Genomic DNA, 22,972 nt, shown 5'->3' with positions numbered 1-22,972 from the left:
TAAAACAAACTTTTTACTGCGCAAATATTTTGAAAAATAATTTGAGAGCCTCTTCGTTTTATAGTCTGAACTTAGGTCAAAAATACATGGCTGTCTTATATTTATTGTTAATTTCGCCACCACTATAGAAATTCGTTTCATGACTGCATTACAGTTTAAAAAATGGGATACTATCCTTGGGTGGATAGTTTTTGCAATTGCTCTGATCACTTATCACCTGACCGTAGAACCTACTTCCAGCTTCTGGGATGCAGGAGAATACATCGCCACCTCTGCCAAGCTTCAGGTAGGACACCCTCCGGGTGCACCGTTCTTTCAGATGATGGGTGCCTTTTTTGCCATGTTCGCTTCTGAACCTGAGAACGTCGCCGTTACCGTGAATCATATGTCGGTATTCTCCAGTGCCTTTGCGATCATGTTTATGTTCTGGACCATTACCAATATTACAGCCAAGCTCGCCATGAAAACCGGAGAGCCTTCCACCGGGAAATACCTGGCCGTTCTCGGCAGCGGACTGGTAGGAGCGCTTTCGTTCACTTTCACAGACAGCTTTTGGTTCAATGCCGTAGAGGCAGAGGTTTACGCTATGGCTATGCTGTTGCTATCCCTGTTATTCTGGCTGGCACTAAAATGGGCAGACGAGATCCACCAGCCCCGAGGTAACCGCTGGCTTGTTCTGATCTCCCTTGTTATAGGCCTCTCCTTCGGAGTACACTTCATGGCCCTTCTGGCCATTCCATCGGTAGGGATGATCTATTATTTCAAAACCACCGAAAAACCGACAGCCAAAAGCTTTATCCTGGCCAATATTATTTCGATAGCTATACTATTGTTCATCTTCAAGCTTCTTTTACCGAATGTGATGCGGTTCTTTGGCTACCTTGAAGTATTCTTTATCAACAGTATCGGCCTGCCTTTCAATTCGGGAACCATTATCGCGGCCGTTCTTATAGTGGCTCTTTTCTGGTATGCCTTAACGTACACCCGTAAAAAACACTACCCCATACTGAATAGTATCGTACTGAGCATTCTCTTCGTACTCATAGGTTTTTCCACCTGGATGATGATCCCGATTCGAGCCAATGCCGGTACCGTCATTAATGAAAACAGCCCGACAGATGCCAGACAGCTGCTGGCTTACTATAACCTGGAGCAATATCCGGAGACCCATTTGTTCTACGGACCCATGTATACAGATGCGTTTGCCGGCCAGGATCCCGTAGATCCTTATGATGATGAGAAACCCAAATATGAAAGGGATTATGCCAGCGGGAAATACGTGATCGTAAACAACTACAAAGATGCCATTCCCGCACCGAACAGCAACCACGAGGGAATCCTTCCCCGCATGTGGAGCAGTGACCATGCGGCGAACTACATGAACGTAGCAGGCCCGATTGAGATCAAAATCAAGCCTGAATACCGGGGCAACCCTCAACTGTCTGAAGCGGTGTCTCAGTTAAGGTCAGAGATCAGAAGCGGAAACATCGATAACGATGAATATGTACGATTTATAAGGCAGTTCAATGAATTCCTGATCATCGAAAAACCCACCTTCTGGCAGAATATGAAGTACCTTTTCGAATTCCAGATGGGGTACATGTACTGGCGCTATTTTATGTGGAACTTCACAGGGCGGCAAGACGACATACAAGGCAAGCTTGACAACCATGGAAACTGGCTCAGCGGGATCGACTTCATAGACGAAATGCGACTGGGATCACAGGACAACCTGCCCTCTGATGTTTTGAATAACAAAGCGAGAAACACCTATTACTTTCTTCCTTTGATATTGGGACTTATCGGCTTATTATTCCTGTTCAAGACCAGCAAACAGCAATTCTGGGTACTCTTCATCCTCTTCCTCTTCACAGGACTGGCCCTGAAGGTGTACCTGAACGAAAGACCTTTCGAACCGCGTGAAAGAGATTATGCGCTGGTGGGATCGTTCTACGTATTTGCTATCTGGATCGGAATGGGGGTTTACGCCCTGTTCGACGAATTCAAAAAATTCCTGGCACCCAAAATTCTGGCACCGGCCATTACTGTCATTTGCCTTTTAGCCGTTCCGGCTGTACTGGCCTACAACAACTGGGATGACCATGACCGCTCGAACCGTTACACGGCACAGGCCATGGCTAAATCATATCTCGACTCGGTTCAGGAAGATGCGGGAGCCATCATGTTCACTATCGGTGACAACGACACCTTCTCCCTTTGGTATGCACAGGAGATAGAAGGCTACCGAACCGATGTAAGAACGGTTAACACTTCCCTGTTCGCTACAGACTGGTATATAGACCAGATGAAACGAAAGGCGTACGAAAGCGATCCTATTCCCTCTCAGCTCACCCATGATAAATATGCCTATGGAGTGAGGGACGTGATCTACTATCAGAAACTCACCGATGAGCGCTGGGATATAGACCGTTTTATGGACTGGGTAGCCAATGACCAGAACACGTTCCGTACGCTGATCAAAAGACAGGGAGGCGATCTTTCACAATATCCTGAAAGCTACCTCGATCTGCCTTTCTACCCGACCAATAAGATCAGGGTACCGGTTAACAAGGAAAATGTACTGGAATCAGGCCTGGTAAGCAGAAAAGACACAGACAAGATCGTTGATTATATCGATATTGATCTTCCTGAAAGCGCACTTACCAAGAACCGCATCCTGATGCTCGACATCCTGGCCAACAACGATTGGAAACGACCCATATATTTTACCGGAGGAAGCTTCGATAAGGCAGAATACATGTGGATGAAAGACTATCTGCAACTGGACGGACTTGTTTACAAACTGGTTCCCATCAGAACCGCCATCGACCCGCAGAATCCGTATGAAATGGGAAGAATCGATGCAGACCTCATGTATGATATCGTCATGAAATGGGACTGGGGTAATTCAGAGTCACCTGACATCTACCACGATCCGGAAACCCGAAAGAACAGCATTTCTTTCAGAGGAAACCTGGCCCGACTGGTCGAAAAACTTCTTGCCGAGAATAAGGTTGAAAAAGCCCGTGATATTCTCAACCTGGCAATGGAAAAAATGCCTTTCGGTTATTTCGGATACTATGTATTCCTGGAGCCTTATGTCGACGGATATTACAAGGTGGGCGAAACCGAAAAAGCCCGTGATCTTTTCGAACAGATCGCCAGAAAATACCAGGAGCACCTGGAGTATTATTCTTCACTCAATGTTAATGAGCAATACAACCGTGCTGAAGACATCATCACCAATATCGAACGCTACCGTGCGCTGGTTGATGTACTGGTAATAAACGACGATGAAGAATTTGCTCTGGAAGAAGCTGAAACTTTCAATGAATACCTGGAACTTTTCAGCCACTTTTACGGAGGAAACAGAGGCACTACAGAACCGGGAGAAGAACTGCTGGAGGAAGCCATTCCGGGCACTTTACCCGATGACACCCTCCTTCAGGACACTTTGAATGAATAATATCAGGGGGCTGCGGCAGCCCCCTTTTTTTTAACGGGTATGAAATCTTATATCGTAAAAACTCCGGCGGTTATGGGGAGAATCTTCCCAAACCTGCTATGGCGGGTCCCACCGGCCAACAACAAACAGGTTTATCTGACCTTCGATGACGGCCCGATACCCGAGGTAACCGATTTTGTACTGGAAGAACTGAAGCGATACGGCGCAAGAGCCACTTTTTTTTGCATTGGAGACAATGTGCGTAAATATCCGGAGATCTACCGCAGAATTCGCCTCAGCCAACACCAGACAGGCAACCATACTTTTAACCATCTGAATGCCTGGAAGCATGATTTCACCAGCTATATAGACAATGTTCAAAAAACGCAGGTTCTGATTGAAAGCATGGATCGGGAGTTAAACTTCACCCCTTCTAAATTATTCCGACCTCCGTATGGCAGGCTGACCAACAACCTTTCAAGGAATATCAGGGGGTCAGGTCTGAAGATCGTAATGTGGGATGTACTCAGTGCTGACTTTGATCAAAGCCTCACTCACGGGGAATGCACTGAAAATTGCATGAAACATATCGAACCGGGCAGCATCGTCATTTTTCATGACAGCATAAAGGCTTTTGACCGCCTGAAGAAAACGCTCCCGGCTGTATTAAAATTTTTGAAGGATAAGGGATATTCCTGTGAAGTGCTTTAGACGTATTCCTGTAGTAACCCAATCAGGGTATTGGCATCCTGTTCCCCGCTTTGCCTCCAGACCATTTCACCGCCCTTATAGATCATCAGTGTCGGCAACCCCTTCACCCTGAGAGCTTCGGCAAGCTCCTTGTTCTTATCGACGTCGATCTTTATGACTTTAGCCTTATCTCCCATAGCCGCTGCCACATCGCGCAAAACGGGATGCATAGCCGTGGAAGGTTCACTCCAATCGGTATAAAAATCCAGCAGAACAGGAATTTTGACATCGATTAACTCACCGAACTTAGACATATGATTGAATTTTAGCTACTTGTTACCTCAAATGTAAGAAAAAAAGCAATAAACAGTCATTAGCCGGTAAATTTCGGGGAACGACCTGAAAAATCAGATCAGACAACCTTCTTTTTTAATTCTATCACAGTTACCTCAGGCCAGATGCCCACCCGTCCCGGGTAACCGATAAAGCCCAATCCGCGATTCACATTGATATACTGTCCGAGTTCCTGATAGATACCCGCCCAGTACTTATACCGGTATTTCGCCGGACTCCATTTGAACCAGCCGGGAATTTCGACCCCGAACTGCATCCCGTGGGTGTGTCCGCTCAGGGTAAGGTGATAGTGATCCTGGTGCTTCAGCACTTCGTATTCCCAGTGAGAAGGGTCATGACTAAGCAGAATCTTGAAATCATCACTACGCACCCCTTCAGATGCCCTGGCCAGATCTCCTGCTTTCTTAAACCCTCCGGCACCCCAGTTCTCAACACCTACCAGGGCGATCTTTTCACCATTTCGTTCCAGGTAACGATTCTCATTGAGCAACAGATCGAAACCGATCTGCTTCTGTATCCTTTTTAACTCCTCCAGGTTGGCTTCCTTCTCTTCCTCCGACGGCCATTCTGCATAATCACCGTAATCATGGTTCCCCAACACAGAATACATTCCGTCTTTAGCTTTCAGCCGTGAAAAAATATCGACCCACGGATGCATTTCGCTGGCAACGCTGTTCACCATATCTCCGGTAAAAAGAATAACATCAGAATTCTGTTCATTGATCAGGTCAACGGCATAACTAATTTTATTCCGGTCGTCAAAGCTTCCGCTGTGGATGTCTGAGATCTGGGTGATCCTGTACCCGTCGAAAGACTCGGGCAGGTCATCGAATTCGAGGGTATACCTGAGCACCCGGTAATCATACTTCCCCTTATACATTCCATAGAGCAAAGAGGCAAAAGGAATGGCGGCCAGCCCAAGAGCCAGCTGACTGATAAACTTTCGCCGGGAGGGAAAACCTTCCGAAGCAGCCGAATTATCAGCAATCATAGAACGATAGATCCAGGAGAAGAAACGAAAGATATCTTCGATCAGCATAAAGGCCCCCGAGAGAAAACCCAGTGACATAAAGGCCAGGAAGAAACCCACCGACCATCCCATAGCTGGAGTCATTCCCTGAGAGCGGTCATAACCGTTGAAATGAAAATAAATATTAGCCAGCACTGCCAGGAAGGCGAAGGCATAGACTATCTGAAGTATCGGACTCTTTACCGCTGTTCTGAATGCCTGAAAGCCATAGAAGGCCGCTAGGAGGTAAAACAGCCCGAGAAATATGAAAAATCGGGACATGTAAATTTTCTTTTTTAACAAATGTAAGCCCCTGCAAGCTATCCGGCGGGCTCTTTTTATATAATTTAACGATTTCGAAACCGGCAAAACCTCTGTTTCACAATAAGATAAAGCAACATACGAACTCTTTCTTAGCTCTAAATATCAAAAAAATAGGTTCCATTTATTACAGCACTCACCAACCTTAAAAGCAGCTTAAACGTAAAAACTTCCTTATTTTTACTTCCTAAATCGCACACACCATTATGGCTGAACAAAAAAGACTCTTTCTGCTAGATGCATATGCCCTGATCTTCAGGGGGTATTATGCATTCATCAAGAATCCGCGTATCAATTCAAAGGGAATGGACACCTCTGCCATCATGGGATTTATGAATTCCCTTCTTGATGTGATAAAAAGAGAGAAACCCGACCACCTTGCTGTAGCCTTTGATAAGGAAGGAAGCAAAGACCGGCTGGAAATATTCGGAGAATACAAGGCCAACCGTGACGAAACCCCTGAAGCCATACGCATCGCCGTTCCTATCATACAAGATATTTTAAAGGCCATGCATATACCCTGCATCGAGAAAGCGGGCTATGAAGCTGATGATCTCATAGGCACCCTGGCCAAACAAGCCGAGGAAGCAGGATATAAAACATATATGGTGACCCCTGACAAGGACTTTGCCCAACTGGTCACCGAAAACACCCTGATCTACCGGCCCTCAAGAATGGGGAACGGGATCGAGATCTGGGGAATCGATGAAGTAAAAAAGAAGTTCGAGGTTGATGAACCCATGCAGGTGGTCGACTACCTGGGCATGATGGGAGATGCGGTTGATAATATACCCGGACTTCCCGGAGTAGGAGATAAAACCGCCAAAAAATTCATCAAAGAATTCGGAAGCCTTGAGCAATTGCTTGAGAACACCGATAAGCTAAAAGGTAAAATGAGGGAAAAAGTCGAGAGTCATGCCGAACAAGGCCTGATGTCTAAGAAGCTCGCCCGCATCATGACCGATGTACCGGTGACCTTTCATGAGCAGGATTTCGAACTAAACACCCCCGACTTTGAAAAGGTAAAGGAAATTTTCCAGGAACTGGAGTTCAGAAGGCTTTCTGAAAACCTCATGAAAACCTTTCACCAGGAGGTGGAGACCACGAAAGTGGAAAAAGACGGCTCTGAAGGCATCAACGACAATCTCAATGTTCAGTACGATCTTTTCTCAAAAGGCTCAGAAGCAGCCCCGGCCACCAAGGAAGAGCCGGGCGGACTCAAGACCCTCGAAAACACCCCTCACCACTATCAGCTGGTCGACTCTCAGGTAGGAAGAAAATTATTGCTGCAACAACTGCTCGCCTGTCAAAGCGCTTGTTTCGACACAGAAACCACCAGCCTGAAATCTCTGGAGGCAGAACTGGTTGGTATTGCCTTTTCGTGGAGCGCCGGTAAAGGATACTACCTGAGTTTGCCCGAAGACAGGGAAGAGACCCTTTCCATACTCGAGGAATTCAGACCTTTTTTCGAACATAAGGAGATCGAAAAAGTGGGTCAGAACCTGAAATATGACATTAAAGTGCTTTCGAATTACGGCATCAGGGTAGACGGGCCCTTGTTCGACACCATGATCGCACACTACCTGATCAATCCGGATATGCGCCACAACATGGACCTGCTGGCTGAAACCTATCTGCGTTATTCACCCATGCCTATCGAAAAACTGATCGGTAAGAAAGGGAAGAATCAACGATCGATGCGAAGTGTCGCCCTGGAAGAACAGAAGGAATATGCCGCAGAAGACGCCGATATCACCATGCAACTGAAGCAGCTATTCGAAAAGGAACTCAAAGAACGCAATGCCGACAAACTCTTCAGGGAGATCGAAGCTCCCCTGATCAAGGTGCTGGCTGCTATGGAAATAGAAGGGATCAACCTTGATGAGACCTACCTGAGATCTTTGTCTAAGGCCCTGAACGACGATATCGCAAAACTGGAAAAACAGATCTTCGAAGCCGCTGGTGAAGAATTCAACCTGGCCTCTCCCAAGCAATTGGGGCCGATACTCTTCGACAAGCTCAACCTGGTCGACAAACCGAAAAAGACGAAAACAGGTCAGTATTCAACCGCAGAAGATGTCTTATCGGGACTTGCCAAAGACCATCAGATCGTTGCAGATATACTCTACTGGCGGCAACTGAACAAGTTACAGAGCACCTATGTGGATTCCCTTCCAAACGAAGTGAACCCGAAGACCCATCGCATACACACCGTGTACAGCCAGGCGGTGGCAGCCACCGGAAGACTAAGCTCCAACAACCCGAACCTGCAGAACATCCCTATCAGAACAGAAAGAGGCAGACAGGTCAGAAAAGCCTTTGTTCCTAGAAACGAAGCATACACCCTGCTTGCCGCCGATTACTCACAGATAGAACTGCGCATCATAGCAGCTCTGAGCCAGGAAGAAAATATGATCAGGGCATTTCAGGAAGGAGAAGACATTCATGCCTCAACAGCCTCCAGGGTCTTTAATGTACCCATGGAAGAGGTAACGCGGGAGCAGCGCAGCAATGCCAAAACGGTAAACTTTGGAATCATCTATGGTGTCTCAGCCTTCGGACTCAGCAACCAGACATCGCTGAACCGTACCGAAGCCAAAGAGCTGATCGACACTTACTATGAGACCTACCCTAAACTCAGGGACTATATTTCCAGCCAGATCCATTTTGCGCAGGACCACGGATATGTGGAGACCATTTTAGGAAGAAGACGTTATCTGAAAGACATCAATTCAAGAAACCAGGTAGTCAGAGGGGCTGCAGAAAGAAATGCGGTGAACGCTCCCGTTCAGGGAAGTGCTGCCGATATCATCAAGATCGCGATGATCAATATTCAGCGACGCCTGGAAGAAGAGCAGTACCAGACCCGCATGTTATTGCAGGTTCATGATGAATTGGTATTCGATGCTCACAAGGAGGAGCTGGAAAAGGTAAGCCGGATGATCAGGCAGGAAATGGAATCGGCTTACACCCTGAGTGTACCTCTGAAGGTCGAACTGGGCCATGGTGACAACTGGCTCGAAGCGCATTAGAAACATCGCCCTGCGGGAGCAGGCAGGCAGGTTGTGTGAAGTTCCAAGAATTTCAATCTGTTTTGAAATTCCGGGGTCGCTCTGTTACTGAAACTCAGCAAGCTGTCAAAATTCATGGCGCTAACTACATCACACTCAATTATAAGCAGCTACACGTTTGCAATTATCATAATAATGTGTACTTTTGCACTCCCTTAACCCGAACTGATTGGGTAGGGAATGGAATGTTTAATTTTAAATAATTTAGTGTGGATACATTAAGCTACAAAACGATTTCAGCGAACAAAGCTACTGTTGACAAACAGTGGGTGTTGGTAGACGCTGAAGATCAGACGCTTGGGCGTCTTTCTTCAAAGGTGGCAAAGATCCTTAGAGGGAAGCACAAGCCCAACTTCACCCCGCATGTTGATTGTGGCGATAACGTGATTGTTATCAACGCCGAAAAAATCAACCTGACCGGAAAAAAATGGGATAGCAAGGAATACATTCGCTATACCGGATACCCAGGTGGACAAAGAATTCAAACTGCCGGCGAACTTATGGCGAAAGACCCTGCTCGACTGGTAGAAAAGGCAATCAAGGGAATGCTGCCTAAGAACAAACTCGGTGCAGATCTTTTCCGCAATCTTAAAGTGTATGCCGGTTCAGAGCACGATCACGAAGCTCAGAAGCCTGCAGCAATTAATCTAAATGACATTAAATAATGGAAGTGATTCACAAAATTGGTAGAAGAAAAACTGCTGTTGCCCGGGTCTATCTTTCTGAAGGAAAAGGAAACATCACCGTCAACAACAAAGACTTTGCAGAGTACTTCAAAACCTCTACCCTGCAGTACAAGGTAAAGCAACCTCTGTCTCTTACTGAGAATGAAGATGCTTTTGACGTAAGCGTAAATGTTTACGGAGGTGGAGTAACCGGACAGGCTGAAGCAATCAGACTGGCGATCGCCAGAGCAATGTGTGAGGTAGACGCAGAGAACAGAGGAACACTGAAACCAGAAGGCCTGCTTACCCGTGATCCTAGAATGGTTGAACGTAAGAAATACGGTCAGAAGAAAGCCCGTAAGAAATTCCAGTTCTCTAAACGTTAATCCCATGGGCGATTATGGCAGTACCCGTACTGCTTATTATATTATTATAAAATAATCATGTCGTTGATCCGCACAACGGAAACTAGTTTAGCATCCAAATGATGAAGGCGAACCTTCAGGTGACCACTTCAGCATTGCTAAATTCAACGGAACGTAAACTAAAAAGAAAAATGGCAAATAACATAGAAGTAAAAGACTTACTCGAAGCCGGTGTTCATTTCGGACACCTTACCCGTAAGTGGAATCCGAATATGGCTCCTTATATCTACATGGAGCGTAACGGAATTCACGTTATCAATCTGTATAAAACCGCTGCTAAGCTTGAAGAAGCGAACGAAGCGATGAAAAAAATCGCTGCTTCCGGCAGAAAAATCCTTTTCGTAGCCACTAAGAAACAGGCAAAAGACATCGTGGCAAAAGCCGCATCAGATGTGAACATGCCTTACATTACTGAGCGCTGGCCTGGTGGAATGTTAACCAATTTTGTGACCATCAGAAAAGCTGTTAAGAAAATGACCGCTATCGACAGGATGAAGAAAGACGGTACTTTCGACACCCTTTCTAAAAAGGAGAAACTTCAGGTGGAGCGTCTCAGAGCCAAGCTTGACAAAAACCTTGGTTCAATCGCCGATATGACCCGCCTGCCTGGCGCCCTGTTTATTGTAGACACCATGCGTGAGCACATCGCCGTGAAAGAAGCTCAGAAATTAAACATTCCAATCTTTGCGATGGTAGACACGAACTCAGACCCGAGAGAGGTTGATTACGTGATCCCATCTAATGACGATGCTTCTAAATCGATCGAAAAGATTCTTGCTCATGTAACCGAAGCTGTCGCTGAAGGTCTTTCAACCAGAAAGGCAGAAAAAGACGCTGACAAAGAAGATGATAAGCCTAAGGCTAAAGAAGCTAAAGCTGAAGCAACTGCTTCTACTGAAGAAAAAGAATCATAACAATAGGATAAAGTTCATAAAGCCCCGTCTTGTGATTTCAGGCGGGGTTTAGAATCTTATTAATCACTGTAAAACGAAAGAAAAAAATGGCAAAAATTACAGCCGCTGAAGTTAATAAACTTAGAAAGTCTACCGGAGCCGGTATGATGGATTGTAAGAATGCATTGGTGGAAGCCGATGGAGATTTTGATAAAGCTGTAGAGATCCTTCGTAAAAAAGGACAAAAGGTAGCTGCTAAAAGAGCAGACCGTGAGTCTTCTGAAGGTGCAGTTATCGCTAAGGTAAACGACAGCAACGCTAAAGGTGTTATCGTTTCACTGAACTGCGAAACCGACTTCGTTGCCAAAAACGAAAAATTCGTAGAACTGGCTAACGATATCGCCGAGCTGGCACTTAACTGCAACTCTAAAGAAGAACTTCTCGATGCTGAGCTGAACGGCCTGAAAGTATCAGAGAAACTGATCGAGCAAACCGGAGTTATCGGTGAGAAGATCGAGATCGGAGACTTCAGAACTCTTGAAGCTCCCTTCGTAGGATCATATATTCACGCCGGAAACAAGATCGCTACCCTGGTAGGACTATCTGCTCAGGTTGAAGGCGCTGAAACTGCTGCTAAAGACGTGGCTATGCAGGCTGCCGCAATGAACCCGGTTGCCCTTGACGAAGCCGGTGTTGATCAGGAAACCATCGACAAGGAGATCGAGATCGCTAAAGATCAGCTCCGTGCCGAAGGAAAACCTGAAGAAATGCTGGAGAACATCGCAAAAGGTAAACTGAAGCGATTCTTTAAAGATAACACCCTGGTAAATCAGGACTTCATCAAAGACAGTAAGCAAAGCGTTGCTCAATACGTAAAATCGGTTAACAAGGATCTTACGATCGTTGGTTTCGAGCGTGTAGCACTCAGCTAAGACTTCTGAACATTGAAATATTTTAAAAGCTCCTGCACTGGCAGGGGCTTTTTTTGTGCTTTTCGACAAGCATCCCGACTGAATATTTTTGCTTATTTTTGCTGCGATCTAGAAATTTCACCTTAAAATTCCTTCGGGGGCATTCATGCAATACAAAAGAATACTTCTTAAACTGAGCGGAGAAGCGCTGATGGGCGAACGTCAATACGGCATCGACCCCAAACGACTGAAAGAATATGCAGAAGAGATAAAAAAAGTGGTCGACCAGGATGTACAGGTTGCCATTGTGATCGGGGGCGGGAATATCTTTCGTGGACTGGCAGGTGCCAGCAACGGAATGGATCGCGTACAGGGAGATCACATGGGAATGCTCGCCACCGTTATCAACGGACTTGCACTGCAAAGTGCCCTGGAAGATGAAGGCATTCAGACCCGACTGCAATCTGCAATCAAGATCAACGAGGTCGCAGAACCTTTTATACGCCGCCGTGCGGTACGTCATCTTGAAAAAGGCCGTGTGGTCATTTTCGGCGGAGGCACCGGAAACCCATACTTCACAACCGACTCTGCGGCCGTACTCAGGGCTATAGAGATCGATGCTGATGTGATACTCAAGGGAACAAGAGTCGACGGGATCTATACATCTGACCCCGAAAAGAATAAAGACGCACGCAAGTTCGATGATATTACCTTCGAGGATGTGCTGAAAAAAGGATTAAAGGTGATGGATACCACTGCATTCACCTTAAGCCAGGAAAACCACCTGCCCATCATTGTTTTCGATATGAACAAAAAGGGGAACTTATCTAAAGTGGTTTCAGGCGAAAATATTGGCACGAAAGTAAATCTTTAACTAAATTGATAATAAATTAACCATACCATACTAACAGCAAAGCGGTTATGAACGAAGAAATTGAACTGATTTTAGACAGCACTAAAGAGTCGATGGAAGCAGCCATTTCACACCTGCAAAAAGAACTGGTAAACATCAGAGCCGGAAAGGCGAGTCCGTCAATGGTCGGCAGCGTAATGGTCGATTATTACGGCTCTCAAACGCCTCTGAACCAGGTAGCGAACGTAAACACCCCGGATGCGCGAACCATAGCGATTCAGCCTTGGGAAAAATCGATGCTTCAGGAGATCGAGCGCGGTATCATGCTCGCCAATCTGGGTTTCAACCCCATGAATAACGGCGAAATGGTGATCATAAATGTACCTCCTCTTACCGAAGAAAGGCGTAAACAACTGGTAAAGCAGGCCAAGGCAGAAGCCGAAGAAGCCAAGGTATCCATCAGGAATGCCAGGCAGGAAGCCAATAAAGAGATCAAGAGGCTTGACGCCTCGGAAGACCTGAAAAACAATGCCGAAGTCGACATTCAGGAGCTCACCGACAGTTATATCGAAAAGGTCGATACCATTCTGGCCCAAAAGGAAAAGGAGATAATGACCGTTTAAGAATTTCAAATAAAGCGACCTTTTTCAGGGTCGCTTTTTTTTATTGCTTCAGTCACTATGAGAATACTGATAACCCTAGGTTTACTTGCCTTGTGCCTGTCTCTCCAGGCCCAGCAAACCATTAAGGGCGTCATTCTCAGCGAAGAAGACAATAATCCGCTGCCTTTTGCCACCATCATCACCGATAAAGGCGAAGCCGCTATTTCAAACCTGTTAGGCGAATTCTCGCTTTCGGTCGGGGAGAACACTCAAACTTTTACGGTGAGTTATGTCGGGTACGAATCGGTAACTCGTGAAATTCTGCCTATTGACTTTTTCACCATCAGGCTCAACACTAAAGAAGAGGAGCTGCAACCGGTGTTTATAACCCAGCAGCAAGATCTTGCCGAGAAGCTCATAGAAGAAGCCATCGCACGTAAAACCGAAAACGATCCTGATAATGCCCTCGGGAGTTACCGGTTTAACTTTTATTCCAAAACTGTCATTACGGCAAATCCCGATTCTATTTCAGGAGCTGTTGATTCTGTTTTCGCCGTCACAGATCAGGAAAGGGAACTGCTTAGGGTAGATTCGACCAACTACCGGCTCAAAAAAAGATTACTGCGCTCTCACCTCTACCTGGCTGAAAAAGCTTCAGAGATCACTTTTATCAAAGGTAAAGGGAAACAGGAAAAAGTTCTTGGAAACCGGATGGCCGGTTTGCAGGAACCGCTCTACCGGCTGCTGACCCTCGAATTGCAATCGTTTTCCTTTTACGACGACACCTATTCCCTTTTTGGCACCGAATACCTGAGTCCGCTGGCAAATAATGCAACGAAGTTTTATAAATACCGCATTCTGGACACGCTGAACGATAGAGGAAAAGAAGCATTCATGGTATATTTCTTTCCCCGGAAATCAGATAAAAGGGCCCTCCTTGAAGGCATACTATATCTCAATACGGAATCTTACGCGGTTCAAAAAGGCATAGCTGAATTGAAGGGAACGATCGATATCACCGCCAGCCAGACCTACCGGTACTTTGAAGATGAAAAAATATGGTTCCCCATAGAACAGCAGGTGGAACTGGGAAAAGGAGAAAATGACCTGGCGGTTAGCCTGTTCGATCGCGTGACCATAGAAACCGAAACAGAGGCGCCTGAAAAAGGGGTTGCTCATACCAATGCTCAGGATGCCAGTGAGGAGATCAGGCTTTATATCACCGAGCAGGCCTATGATATTGAGTTAAACAGCGATATCGAGAAACGAAGCAACAATGTAAAGCTGGTCATCAGTGAAGAAGCAGCCCTGAAAGACGATACCTACTGGAATCCCTTCAGAACCGAAACCCTTGGGAGCAGAGAACGGGAGACCTATGTTTTTTTGGATAGCCTGGCCAAAGCGCAACGCCTGAACGAGCGTATTCCATTCCTCAAAAAGCTTTTTACCGGGTACCTTGCAACCCGATACGTCGACTTTGACCTGAAATACCTGCTTAAATACAATGCTTATGAGGGATTCAGAACGGGTATGGGTGCTGTGACCAATGAAAACTTTTCCCAACGCTTTACTCTTAATGCCTATGGCGTTTACGGTACCCTTGATGCTGACTTCAAATACGGCGCAGGAGCCGCCTTCAGACTTGACAAAATGCGAAACACCATCATAGGCCTCAATTATACCGACGACCTTACCGAAACGGGAAGTTCTAAATTTATAACTGACGGGCGAATGTTCTATGTCTTTGAACCCCGGCTTTTCAATATCAGTCTTTTTCACCGAACCAGAGACATCAGCGCCAGCCTCTCCCACGATATCAATTCCAAATTAACGGCGAAAGGAAGGTTCAGCCTGACCGATGTGGAACCTACCTATGCATACACTTATCTCGAAGACGGTATCACCCCGTTTAACAAATATCAGGCAAGTACAGCGACGGTTGCGTTGCAATGGAGCCCGTTCAATGAATACATGCAGACCCCTGAAGGAACTGAACTGATAAAAGCAGGCTATCCGCAGCTCTCCCTGCAGGCTACAAAAAGTTTCAAAGGATTTTTCGAAAGTGATTTTGACTTCAGCAAACTGCAGCTTCGTATTAAGCATGAATGGCAACTTCTTAACAGTGGCCGGTTTACCTTTCAATTTAATGGCGGGATCGCATCGGGAGCACTTCCGGTCACAGAACTCTTCCACGCTTCTCCTAACCAACCCGACAACGAAGACTTCTGGAGACGGTTTTCAGTAGCAGGGCGTGACAGCTTTGAAACCATGTATTTCAATGAGTTTTTCTCAGACCGGTATTTCAGCCTGCAGGCTAAACACTTTTTTCTCCCTGTTAAGCTGAGTAAAATGATCACACCCGAATTCGTTATCATTTCCCGTTTTGCGATGGGAGACATCGATAACCTCTCCTATCACCAGGGCCTGGATTTTCAATCGCTCAATAAAGGATTTTTTGAAAGTGGGTTCGAAATCAATAAGATCTTTTATGGCTTCGGACTAAACTTCATGTATCGCTACGGAGCTTACCACCTGCCTAAGGTAGAGGATAATATCTCCTTTAAATTTACCTTCTATTTATCACTTGGAATTTAGGGTTGATAGAGAGAGTTTTCTACCTTTGCACGGAAATTTTCTGAAATGATACAACACATAGGTCGAGGATTTTGGGAGCGCGTAGCCCGCATTATTTTGCGAAACCGTTTTCTGATACTTGGAATTTTACTGGCATGCACCATTTTTTTGGGAATGCAGTGGAAAAATATGCGGTTCACCTATACCGAGGCCAATCTGCTTCCTGACAATCACCCTGTAAATCAGGAATACAATAAGTTCCTGGACGTCTTTGGTGAAGAAGGCAACCTGATCGTTATTGCTGTTGAAGACAGCGCCCTTTTCACCAAACGCAATCTGAATGAGTGGAACAGACTCAGCAAACAGCTCAAAGCCAAGCCGGAAGTTTCGCTGGCCATCAGCACAGAAAACCTGCAGACACTTCAGAAAAACACAGAAACCAATTCGTTTGAGCTGGTTCCCTTTATCGACGGCCCGGTCGAAACCCAAAAAGAGATCGACAGCCTGAAAATGGTACTTTACAACAAGCTCCCTTTTTACGAAAGCCTGTTGTTCAATAAAGAGACCAAAACCCTCCGGTCTGCCATTTATCTGGATAAGGAGATCGTGAACACTTCAGTGCGTAAAGATTTTATTTTTAATGATTTTATCCCGCTGATAAAGGATTTTGAAAAACGAACAGGTCTGAACGTCAGGGTTTCAGGGATGCCTTACATACGCACCCTCAATTCACAGAACATCATCGACGAGATAAGCATGTTCATCGGAGCAGCCCTGCTGATTACCTCCCTGATATTCTTTTTCTTTTTCAGATCCTTCAGGGCCACCTTTATTTCCATGATCGTGGTGACCATCGGAGTGATGTGGGCTTTTGGCATACTGGGACTGCTGCATTATGAAATCACTGTACTCACGGCCCTTATTCCTCCACTGATCATAGTGATCGGGATACCCAACTGTATCTTCCTGATTAACAAATATCAACAGGAGGTTAAAAAACACGGAAACCAGGCAAAATCATTACAAAGGGTCATCTCCAAGATCGGTAATGCCACCCTTATGACCAATGCCACCACGGCAGCCGGTTTTGCCACCTTTATTATCACCCAGAGCAAACTGCTGAAAGAATTCGGTATCGTAGCCTCGATAAATATCATGGTGATATTCACCCTCTCGCTGCTGATCATTCCCATCATTTACAGCTTCATGTCGCTGCCCAAGACCAAGCACCTTAAGCACCTGAATAAAAGATGGATCAGCGCCTTTGTGGGATGGATGGAAAACACCGTACGTCATCACCGGATAGCTGTTTTTATAGTTTCACTCACGGCCCTTATCGCCAGTATTATCGGTATTTACCAGATACGTATCTCAGGCAGCATCATTGAGGATATGCCTAAGGGAGCTGATTTCTTTGAAGATATCAGGTTCTTTGAAGAAGAATTTGACGGGGTCATGCCGGTCGAGATCATGATCGACACTAAAAGACGAAATGGTGTAATGAACCTGGCTACTCTTCGCCGCATGGACGAACTCGAGGAGCTGATACGGGAAACTCCCGAATTATCTGACCCCATATCTGTCACCAATCTGGTGAAGTACTCCAAACAGGCCTTCTATAACAACAACCCTAATTATTTCCAGTTACCTAATAACCAGGAAAAGACCTTTATAATGAGTTATGCCCGAAAATCTTCGGGAGAAGCCAACCTGCTCAACAGTTTTGCCGATTCGACGGGCCAGATAGCAAGAATTACCACTTTCATGAAAGATATCGGTACTGATAAGATGGAAGGCATAGAAACCGATCTGCGTGAAGAGATCGCCAAGGTATTGCCTGAAGACCGATATGATGTCACACTTACAGGAAAAGCACTGGTATTTATGAAAGGTACCCGGTACCTGGTAAAGAACCTGATCATGTCACTGGCCCTGGCCATCTTCCTGATCTCGATCTTCATGGCCTATATGTTCCGCTCGTTCAAAATGATTATTGTTTCCCTGATCCCCAACCTGTTGCCGCTTATCGTAACAGCGGGCGTCATGGGTTTTCTGGGTATTCCTATCAAACCATCAACCATCCTGGTTTTCAGCATTGCATTCGGGATCTCAGTCGATGACACCATTCACTTCCTGGCAAAATACAGGCAGGAACTGGCGGCCAACCACTGGCATATCAGAAAATCAGTGTATAACGCACTACGGGAAACAGGTGTAAGTATGTTTTATACCTCCATCGTACTTTTCTTTGGATTTTCGGTATTTATGATCAGTAGTTTTGGAGGAACTAAGGCACTGGGCGGCCTGGTCTCGATCACCCTGCTGTTCGCCATGCTGGCCAACCTGATCCTGCTGCCTTCCCTGCTGTTGGCACTGGAACGAAATATCGCCAACAAACAGGTACTCAAAGAACCTAACATCAACGTACTTACCGAAGAGGAGGAAGAAGACGAGTGATCGAAACAACATAGCCGGATCGGATGGGGCCAAAAAAAAGTCTGCCGAAATGAAACATTCCGAACAGACTTCAAGGTTCCCCCAAACCTACATTTTAAATATTTTGATCCGGGCCTGTGAGCAGACCGGGTGTTTATTCTTAACTACGTTCCAAAGGTATGATCAGAGGTCATTCAATGTTAGGGGGATTTTCCCCTTTTTTGATGATCTCACAGCTTACAGGTCACCCGGCAGGAGACAAAGGCCTTACTCCCCACAGGTATTTTGCGCTTTCAGGCCGTGAAAAACTTCGCTAAAACTTATATCTTTGCTGGCTGTAAGAACAAGCAACTTAGCATGAAAACATATACGGTAAACGAGCTGCTCAAGGGAGAGCAATTACTGCAACAGGTAAAGGTAAACGGATGGATCAGAACCTTCAGAAGCAATAGGTTTATTGCCCTGAACGACGGTTCCACCCTGAATAACATTCAGTGTGTGGTCGATTTCGAGGACACTCCTGAAGACACCCTTAAAAAACTTAATACCGGAGCTGCCGTTTGCATTGAAGGAACGCTGGTTGAAAGCCAGGGAAAGGGTCAGAAATATGAAGTACAGGTTGAAAGGATCGAAGTACTGGGAACTTCTGACCCCGAAACTTACCCCATTCAGCCCAAGAAACACTCGTTGGAATTCCTTCGTGAAAAGGCACATTTAAGAGTACGCACCAATACCTTTAGTGCAGTGATGCGTGTGCGTTCTGCCCTGTCCTTTGCCATTCACCAGTATTTCAGGGATAATGGCTTTTACTATGTTCACACCCCTGTAATAACCGGGTCTGATGCAGAAGGAGCCGGAGAGATGTTCAGGGTATCTACCCTTGACGCCAAGAACCCTCCCCTTACCGAAGACGGAAAGGTCGATTTTAAAGAAGACTTCTTCGGAAAGGAAACCAACCTGACCGTATCGGGACAGCTGGAAGCCGAAGCTTACGCTATGGCTCTCGGAAAGGTGTATACCTTCGGCCCGACCTTTAGGGCTGAGAATTCAAACACCTCTCGTCACCTGGCTGAATTCTGGATGATCGAACCTGAGGTGGCCTTCCTGGATCTGATGGGCAATATGGACCTGGCTGAAGATTTCATCAAAAGCGTGATCAGGTACGTACTCGATCACTGCAGGGAAGATCTTGAATTTCTTGAGCAGCGCCTGCTTCAGGAAGAAAAAGGCAAGCCTCAGAATGAACGCAGTGAAATGTCACTGATCGAAAAGCTTCACTTCGTACTTGATAACAACTTCAAAAGAGTGAGTTATACAGAAGCAATTGAAATTCTGAAAAGATCGAAACCCAATAAAAAGAAAAAATTCCAGTATATCATCGAAGAATGGGGAGCCGACCTTCAAAGCGAACACGAGCGCTACCTGGTCGAGAAGCATTTCAACGCTCCGGTCATTCTTTTCGATTACCCTGCGAAGATCAAGGCTTTCTACATGCGTATGAACGAGGATGGCAACACAGTAAGGGCCATGGACATACTTTTCCCTGGTATCGGTGAGATCGTCGGTGGATCACAGCGGGAAGAGCGCCTTGACGTTCTTAAGGAACGGGTGGCAGCCCTGGGTATACCTGAAGAAGAACTATGGTGGTATCTCGACCTCCGAAAGTTCGGAACTGCCGTACACAGTGGATTTGGTCTCGGGTTTGAAAGACTGGTACTCTTCGTGACCGGAATGACCAATATCAGAGACGTAATTCCATTCCCCAGAACTCCGCAAAACGCAGAATTCTAAAGCCTGACAGCATATATTTTTAAAAGAAAAACTAGTTGCAGAATAACCTTTATTGTGACTGGTTTTTTTTATTTTTATGTAAAGCGCACTCAGCATGTTAAAGCAGCAACTGCAGTTTAAATTATCGCAAAAACTTTCGCCACAACAAATACAGCTCATGAAGCTGATCCAGTTGCCTACACAGGCGTTTGAACAGCGCCTTAAACAGGAACTGGAAGAGAATCCTGCACTGGAGAGCGGTAAAGACAGAACGGCAGAAGGCGATGAAACAGAGTTCGAATCAGATTATACAGACGATCAGGACAACGAACGTATTGAAGCCGATGAGATCAATGTCGATGAATACCTCAGTGATGATGAAATTCCTGATTACCGTCTCCGTTCCAACAATTACAGCAGTGACGATGAAGAAAAGCAGGTACCGTATGCCTCCGGAACCTCTTTCACACAATATCTCAACCAACAGCTGAACACCCTCAGACTTAACGAGCAGGAAAGAGAAATCGCTTCCTTTCTGGTGGGCAGTGTTGATGACAGTGGATATATAAGAAGATCGGTTGCCGATATCGTAGACGATCTGGCATTCACCCAGAACATCTTCACCGACGAAAAAGAGGTCGAGAAAGTACTGCAAACCGTACAAGACCTGGATCCGCCGGGTGTAGCAGCCAGAAATCTGCAGGAATGCCTTCTGATCCAGCTCGAGCGCAAGGAACAGCAGCCAGCAGTAAGCCTGGCAATAGACATACTTGAACGTTCATTCGAACAATTCACCAAGAAACACTATAAAAAACTGCTGCAACGACATGATGTCACTGAAGATGAATTGCGCAGTGCCGTGCATGAGATCGAAAGACTCAATCCCAAACCCGGTGGCAGTTATTCGGGAAACAACAAGCCGGTGGAACATATCGTTCCTGACTTCACCATTCGCATTGTCGACGGTGAGCTGGAACTCAGTCTGAATGGCAGAAACGCCCCGGAACTGCATGTCTCAAGAGAGTATAACAATATGCTCAAAGGCTACAAAGATTCAAAAGAGAAAAGCAAGTCTCAGAAAGATGCGGTGATGTTTATCAAACAAAAGCTCGATGCAGCCAAATGGTTCATAGAGGCCATCAGACAAAGACAGGAGACGCTGTATGTCACCATGAACGCCATCATGCATCACCAGGAGGAATACTTTATGACCGGCGATGAAAGAAAGCTGAAGCCCATGATCCTGAGAGACATCGCGGATAAGATAGGCATGGATGTATCTACCGTTTCCAGAGTAGCCAATAGCAAATATGTCGATACACCCTATGGCACCAAACTCATCAAAGAGCTCTTCTCTGAAGCGATGAAGAACGAAGAAGGAGAAGATGTTTCTACCCGGGAAATCAAAAAGATATTGGAGAACATGGTCGAAGACGAAGACAAAAGAAAACCTCTGACCGACGACAAGCTGGCAAAAATGTTAAAAGAAAAAGGCTATCCGATCGCCCGGCGAACCGTGGCAAAATACAGGGAACAACTCAATATTCCCGTAGCCCGATTACGTAAGGAAATATAGATGCGAATTTTCTCCCAGATCATCAGCCTCCTCTTTAATCCACTCTTCATTCCCCTTGCGGGTGGCGTGGCTTACTACCTGATCACTCCAAAGTACAATCCGCCTGAAAATCGCCATACCGTCTTACTGGCCTTACTGATCGTGACGGTGATCATTCCCCTGTTGTTTTATTTTCTGCTGAAGAACCTGCGATGGATCACTTCAGCCGGTCTTCCATCGGTTGGAGAAAGAAAGATCCCGCTTTTCATTTATATCATCCTGAACTATATCGCGATTATGAAGATCATTCCGGGAAGCTATTCACCGGAACTCTATTACTTTTTTGTCGGGGTCATAGGAGCTTTGGTCACCTGTCTGATACTCATTTACCTCAATTTCAAAGCCAGCATGCACATGATGGGAATCACGGGCCTGGCCACCTTTGTGCTGGGACTGGCGGTACATTATGAAATAAACATCACCCTCGGTATCGCAGTACTGGTCGCCTCTGTTGGAGCGGTAGCTACCGCCAGGCTTTACCTTCGTTCTCATAATACATCAGAGGTCGTTACAGGCATGCTTATCGGCCTGATGACCCAATTGTTCACTTTTGGTTATTGGCTATAAAATATAGAATATAAGGCCGAAATTAAGAACCTTAATATCTAAAGGATTACCCTGAATGGTTGTTGTACCATCTTCGAACATATTGTTCAGCTGGTAATAAAGATAGAAGTTCCAGGTATTGTAACCGAAGCTTATATATGCTCCGTAAAGCAGATCATTAATATCGGGGTTTTCAAAGGATTCTGTGTTACTAAGACCCACGAATTTGGATCTTCCCTGAAGTAAATAAGAAAGCTTGACACCACCATAAACCCGCCAGAACTTATACCTCGTTGCTGTTGATGTACGCCACCTGAACTCAATTGGCATATCGGCTGTAAAGGTGCTGAAGTTATTTCTCTGATATTGGGTATCGTCTGGTATCTTCTGATACGCTATATTGCCCTGGCTGTCTTTCAATGCGTAAAAATTACTGTAGTAGGCATTAAGGGCTACTCCGGCACCCAAGCCCAAAGCGATATTGCGTTGCTCATTGAGCGGAATATCCTTAATAAAACCACCTTGTAAGCTATATGAAACATTATTTTGGCTGGATCCTTCCGGGAGTTTCAGCATCAGGTTATATCCGAGTCCAAGGTAGAACTGATCTTCAAAATATCTGTCATCGCGATAATCAAAATCAAGACTGTCCTTATCCTTTTCCTGGGCCGCCGTGCTGAATATTGCCACAAGAAAAAAAGCTGAAAACAAATATTTCCTGTAAATCATCATGTGTTTAATAGCATATTATATACAAAAAAACGCTTTCAACGATGCACGTTAAAAGCGTTT

At 45.7% G+C, this 22,972-nt stretch carries 17 protein-coding genes; 14 read left to right on the top strand and 3 right to left on the bottom strand.

The window, feature by feature from the left end; genetic code table 11:
• The first annotated feature begins 139 nt into the window (after positions 1–139).
• Together K7R10_RS12450 and K7R10_RS12445 are read left to right on the top strand one after the other, a co-directional pair.
• Positions 140–3,466 (top strand): glycosyltransferase family 117 protein, encoded by a 3,327-nt coding sequence (locus K7R10_RS12450; RefSeq protein WP_224485048.1) that lies wholly within the window; start codon positions 140–142, stop codon positions 3,464–3,466.
• 72 nt (positions 3,467–3,538) lie between these two features.
• Positions 3,539–4,156 carry a polysaccharide deacetylase family protein gene (locus tag K7R10_RS12445; RefSeq protein WP_224485047.1) on the top strand — a complete coding sequence of 206 codons (618 nt, stop codon included), beginning with the start codon at positions 3,539–3,541 and terminating at the stop codon, positions 4,154–4,156.
• On the opposite strand, the gene K7R10_RS12440 is transcribed toward K7R10_RS12445, so the two are convergent.
• Both K7R10_RS12440 and K7R10_RS12435 read right to left on the bottom strand, forming a co-directional pair.
• A complete protein-coding gene (locus K7R10_RS12440; RefSeq protein ID WP_224485046.1) occupies positions 4,153–4,449 on the bottom strand; it encodes a thioredoxin family protein in 297 nt (98 codons plus the stop codon). The genes K7R10_RS12445 and K7R10_RS12440 overlap by 4 nt on opposite strands.
• Before the next feature lie 98 nt (positions 4,450–4,547).
• Positions 4,548–5,780 (bottom strand): metallophosphoesterase, encoded by a 1,233-nt coding sequence (locus K7R10_RS12435; protein WP_224485045.1) that lies wholly within the window; start codon positions 5,778–5,780, stop codon positions 4,548–4,550.
• Positions 5,781–6,025: 245 nt separating this feature from the next.
• Here K7R10_RS12435 and polA point away from each other — a divergent pair, with 245 nt between their 5' ends.
• The 12 genes from polA (at position 6,026) to K7R10_RS12375 (ending at position 22,201) form a co-directional block, all read left to right on the top strand.
• Positions 6,026–8,851: a DNA polymerase I gene (gene polA, locus K7R10_RS12430; RefSeq protein ID WP_224485044.1), complete on the top strand. Its 2,826-nt coding sequence runs from the start codon at positions 6,026–6,028 to the stop codon at positions 8,849–8,851.
• A 248-nt stretch (positions 8,852–9,099) separates the two neighbouring features.
• On the top strand, positions 9,100–9,555 hold the full coding sequence (rplM, locus tag K7R10_RS12425; protein WP_224485043.1) for a 50S ribosomal protein L13: 456 nt from the start codon (positions 9,100–9,102) through the stop codon (positions 9,553–9,555).
• Positions 9,555–9,941 (top strand): 30S ribosomal protein S9, encoded by a 387-nt coding sequence (gene rpsI, locus K7R10_RS12420; protein ID WP_224485042.1) that lies wholly within the window; start codon positions 9,555–9,557, stop codon positions 9,939–9,941. Before rplM ends, rpsI begins: the two co-directional genes overlap by 1 nt.
• 170 nt (positions 9,942–10,111) lie before the next feature.
• Positions 10,112–10,894 (top strand): 30S ribosomal protein S2, encoded by a 783-nt coding sequence (rpsB, locus tag K7R10_RS12415; protein WP_224485041.1) that lies wholly within the window; start codon positions 10,112–10,114, stop codon positions 10,892–10,894.
• An 86-nt stretch (positions 10,895–10,980) separates the two neighbouring features.
• The gene (gene tsf, locus K7R10_RS12410) at positions 10,981–11,805 is read left to right on the top strand and encodes a translation elongation factor Ts (protein WP_224485040.1); all 825 of its coding nucleotides are present in this window, start codon (positions 10,981–10,983) and stop codon (positions 11,803–11,805) included.
• Positions 11,806–11,950: 145 nt separating this feature from the next.
• On the top strand, positions 11,951–12,658 hold the full coding sequence (gene pyrH, locus K7R10_RS12405) for a UMP kinase (protein WP_224485039.1): 708 nt from the start codon (positions 11,951–11,953) through the stop codon (positions 12,656–12,658).
• 47 nt (positions 12,659–12,705) lie between these two features.
• Positions 12,706–13,260 carry a ribosome recycling factor gene (frr, locus tag K7R10_RS12400; protein WP_224485038.1) on the top strand — a complete coding sequence of 185 codons (555 nt, stop codon included), beginning with the start codon at positions 12,706–12,708 and terminating at the stop codon, positions 13,258–13,260.
• Between the two features lie 57 nt (positions 13,261–13,317).
• Positions 13,318–15,834, top strand: coding sequence for a DUF5686 family protein (locus K7R10_RS12395; RefSeq protein WP_224485037.1), 2,517 nt, complete (start codon positions 13,318–13,320; stop codon positions 15,832–15,834).
• 45 nt (positions 15,835–15,879) lie between these two features.
• Complete coding sequence (locus K7R10_RS12390) at positions 15,880–18,270, top strand: efflux RND transporter permease subunit (protein ID WP_224485036.1); 2,391 nt, start codon at positions 15,880–15,882, stop codon at positions 18,268–18,270.
• Positions 18,271–18,606: 336 nt separating this feature from the next.
• Positions 18,607–20,040, top strand: a complete 1,434-nt coding sequence (gene asnS / locus K7R10_RS12385; protein WP_224485035.1) for an asparagine--tRNA ligase — start codon at positions 18,607–18,609, stop codon at positions 20,038–20,040.
• A 94-nt stretch (positions 20,041–20,134) separates the two neighbouring features.
• Positions 20,135–21,595: an RNA polymerase factor sigma-54 gene (gene rpoN, locus K7R10_RS12380; protein ID WP_224485034.1), complete on the top strand. Its 1,461-nt coding sequence runs from the start codon at positions 20,135–20,137 to the stop codon at positions 21,593–21,595.
• Complete coding sequence (locus K7R10_RS12375; protein WP_224485033.1) at positions 21,596–22,201, top strand: hypothetical protein; 606 nt, start codon at positions 21,596–21,598, stop codon at positions 22,199–22,201.
• Here K7R10_RS12375 and K7R10_RS12370 read toward each other — a convergent pair.
• Positions 22,196–22,870: a porin family protein gene (locus tag K7R10_RS12370; protein ID WP_224485032.1), complete on the bottom strand. Its 675-nt coding sequence runs from the start codon at positions 22,868–22,870 to the stop codon at positions 22,196–22,198. The two genes, K7R10_RS12375 and K7R10_RS12370, sit on opposite strands and share 6 nt — an antisense overlap.
• Between the last annotated feature and the right edge of the window lie 102 nt (positions 22,871–22,972).

This window comes from Robertkochia aurantiaca (assembly GCF_020166495.1).
Classification (GTDB): domain Bacteria; phylum Bacteroidota; class Bacteroidia; order Flavobacteriales; family Flavobacteriaceae; genus Robertkochia; species Robertkochia aurantiaca.
The sequence above is the reverse complement of the archived record's forward strand: the minus strand, read 5'-3'. Positions and strand labels throughout refer to the sequence as shown.

Bases quoted from the DNA above. Each gene is read 5' to 3' on its own strand.
- K7R10_RS12435 (WP_224485045.1), bottom strand. From the start codon at position 5,780: ATGTCCCGATTTTTCATATTTCTCGGGCTGTTTTACCTCCTAGCGGCC.
- asnS (WP_224485035.1), top strand. From the start codon at position 18,607: ATGAAAACATATACGGTAAACGAGCTGCTCAAGGGAGAGCAATTACTG.
- pyrH (WP_224485039.1), top strand. From the start codon at position 11,951: ATGCAATACAAAAGAATACTTCTTAAACTGAGCGGAGAAGCGCTGATG.
- K7R10_RS12450 (WP_224485048.1), top strand. From the start codon at position 140: ATGACTGCATTACAGTTTAAAAAATGGGATACTATCCTTGGGTGGATA.
- rpoN (WP_224485034.1), top strand. From the start codon at position 20,135: ATGTTAAAGCAGCAACTGCAGTTTAAATTATCGCAAAAACTTTCGCCA.
- polA (WP_224485044.1), top strand. From the start codon at position 6,026: ATGGCTGAACAAAAAAGACTCTTTCTGCTAGATGCATATGCCCTGATC.
- frr (WP_224485038.1), top strand. From the start codon at position 12,706: ATGAACGAAGAAATTGAACTGATTTTAGACAGCACTAAAGAGTCGATG.
- rpsI (WP_224485042.1), top strand. From the start codon at position 9,555: ATGGAAGTGATTCACAAAATTGGTAGAAGAAAAACTGCTGTTGCCCGG.
- tsf (WP_224485040.1), top strand. From the start codon at position 10,981: ATGGCAAAAATTACAGCCGCTGAAGTTAATAAACTTAGAAAGTCTACC.
- K7R10_RS12390 (WP_224485036.1), top strand. From the start codon at position 15,880: ATGATACAACACATAGGTCGAGGATTTTGGGAGCGCGTAGCCCGCATT.
- K7R10_RS12395 (WP_224485037.1), top strand. From the start codon at position 13,318: ATGAGAATACTGATAACCCTAGGTTTACTTGCCTTGTGCCTGTCTCTC.
- K7R10_RS12440 (WP_224485046.1), bottom strand. From the start codon at position 4,449: ATGTCTAAGTTCGGTGAGTTAATCGATGTCAAAATTCCTGTTCTGCTG.
- rpsB (WP_224485041.1), top strand. From the start codon at position 10,112: ATGGCAAATAACATAGAAGTAAAAGACTTACTCGAAGCCGGTGTTCAT.
- K7R10_RS12445 (WP_224485047.1), top strand. From the start codon at position 3,539: ATGGGGAGAATCTTCCCAAACCTGCTATGGCGGGTCCCACCGGCCAAC.
- K7R10_RS12375 (WP_224485033.1), top strand. From the start codon at position 21,596: ATGCGAATTTTCTCCCAGATCATCAGCCTCCTCTTTAATCCACTCTTC.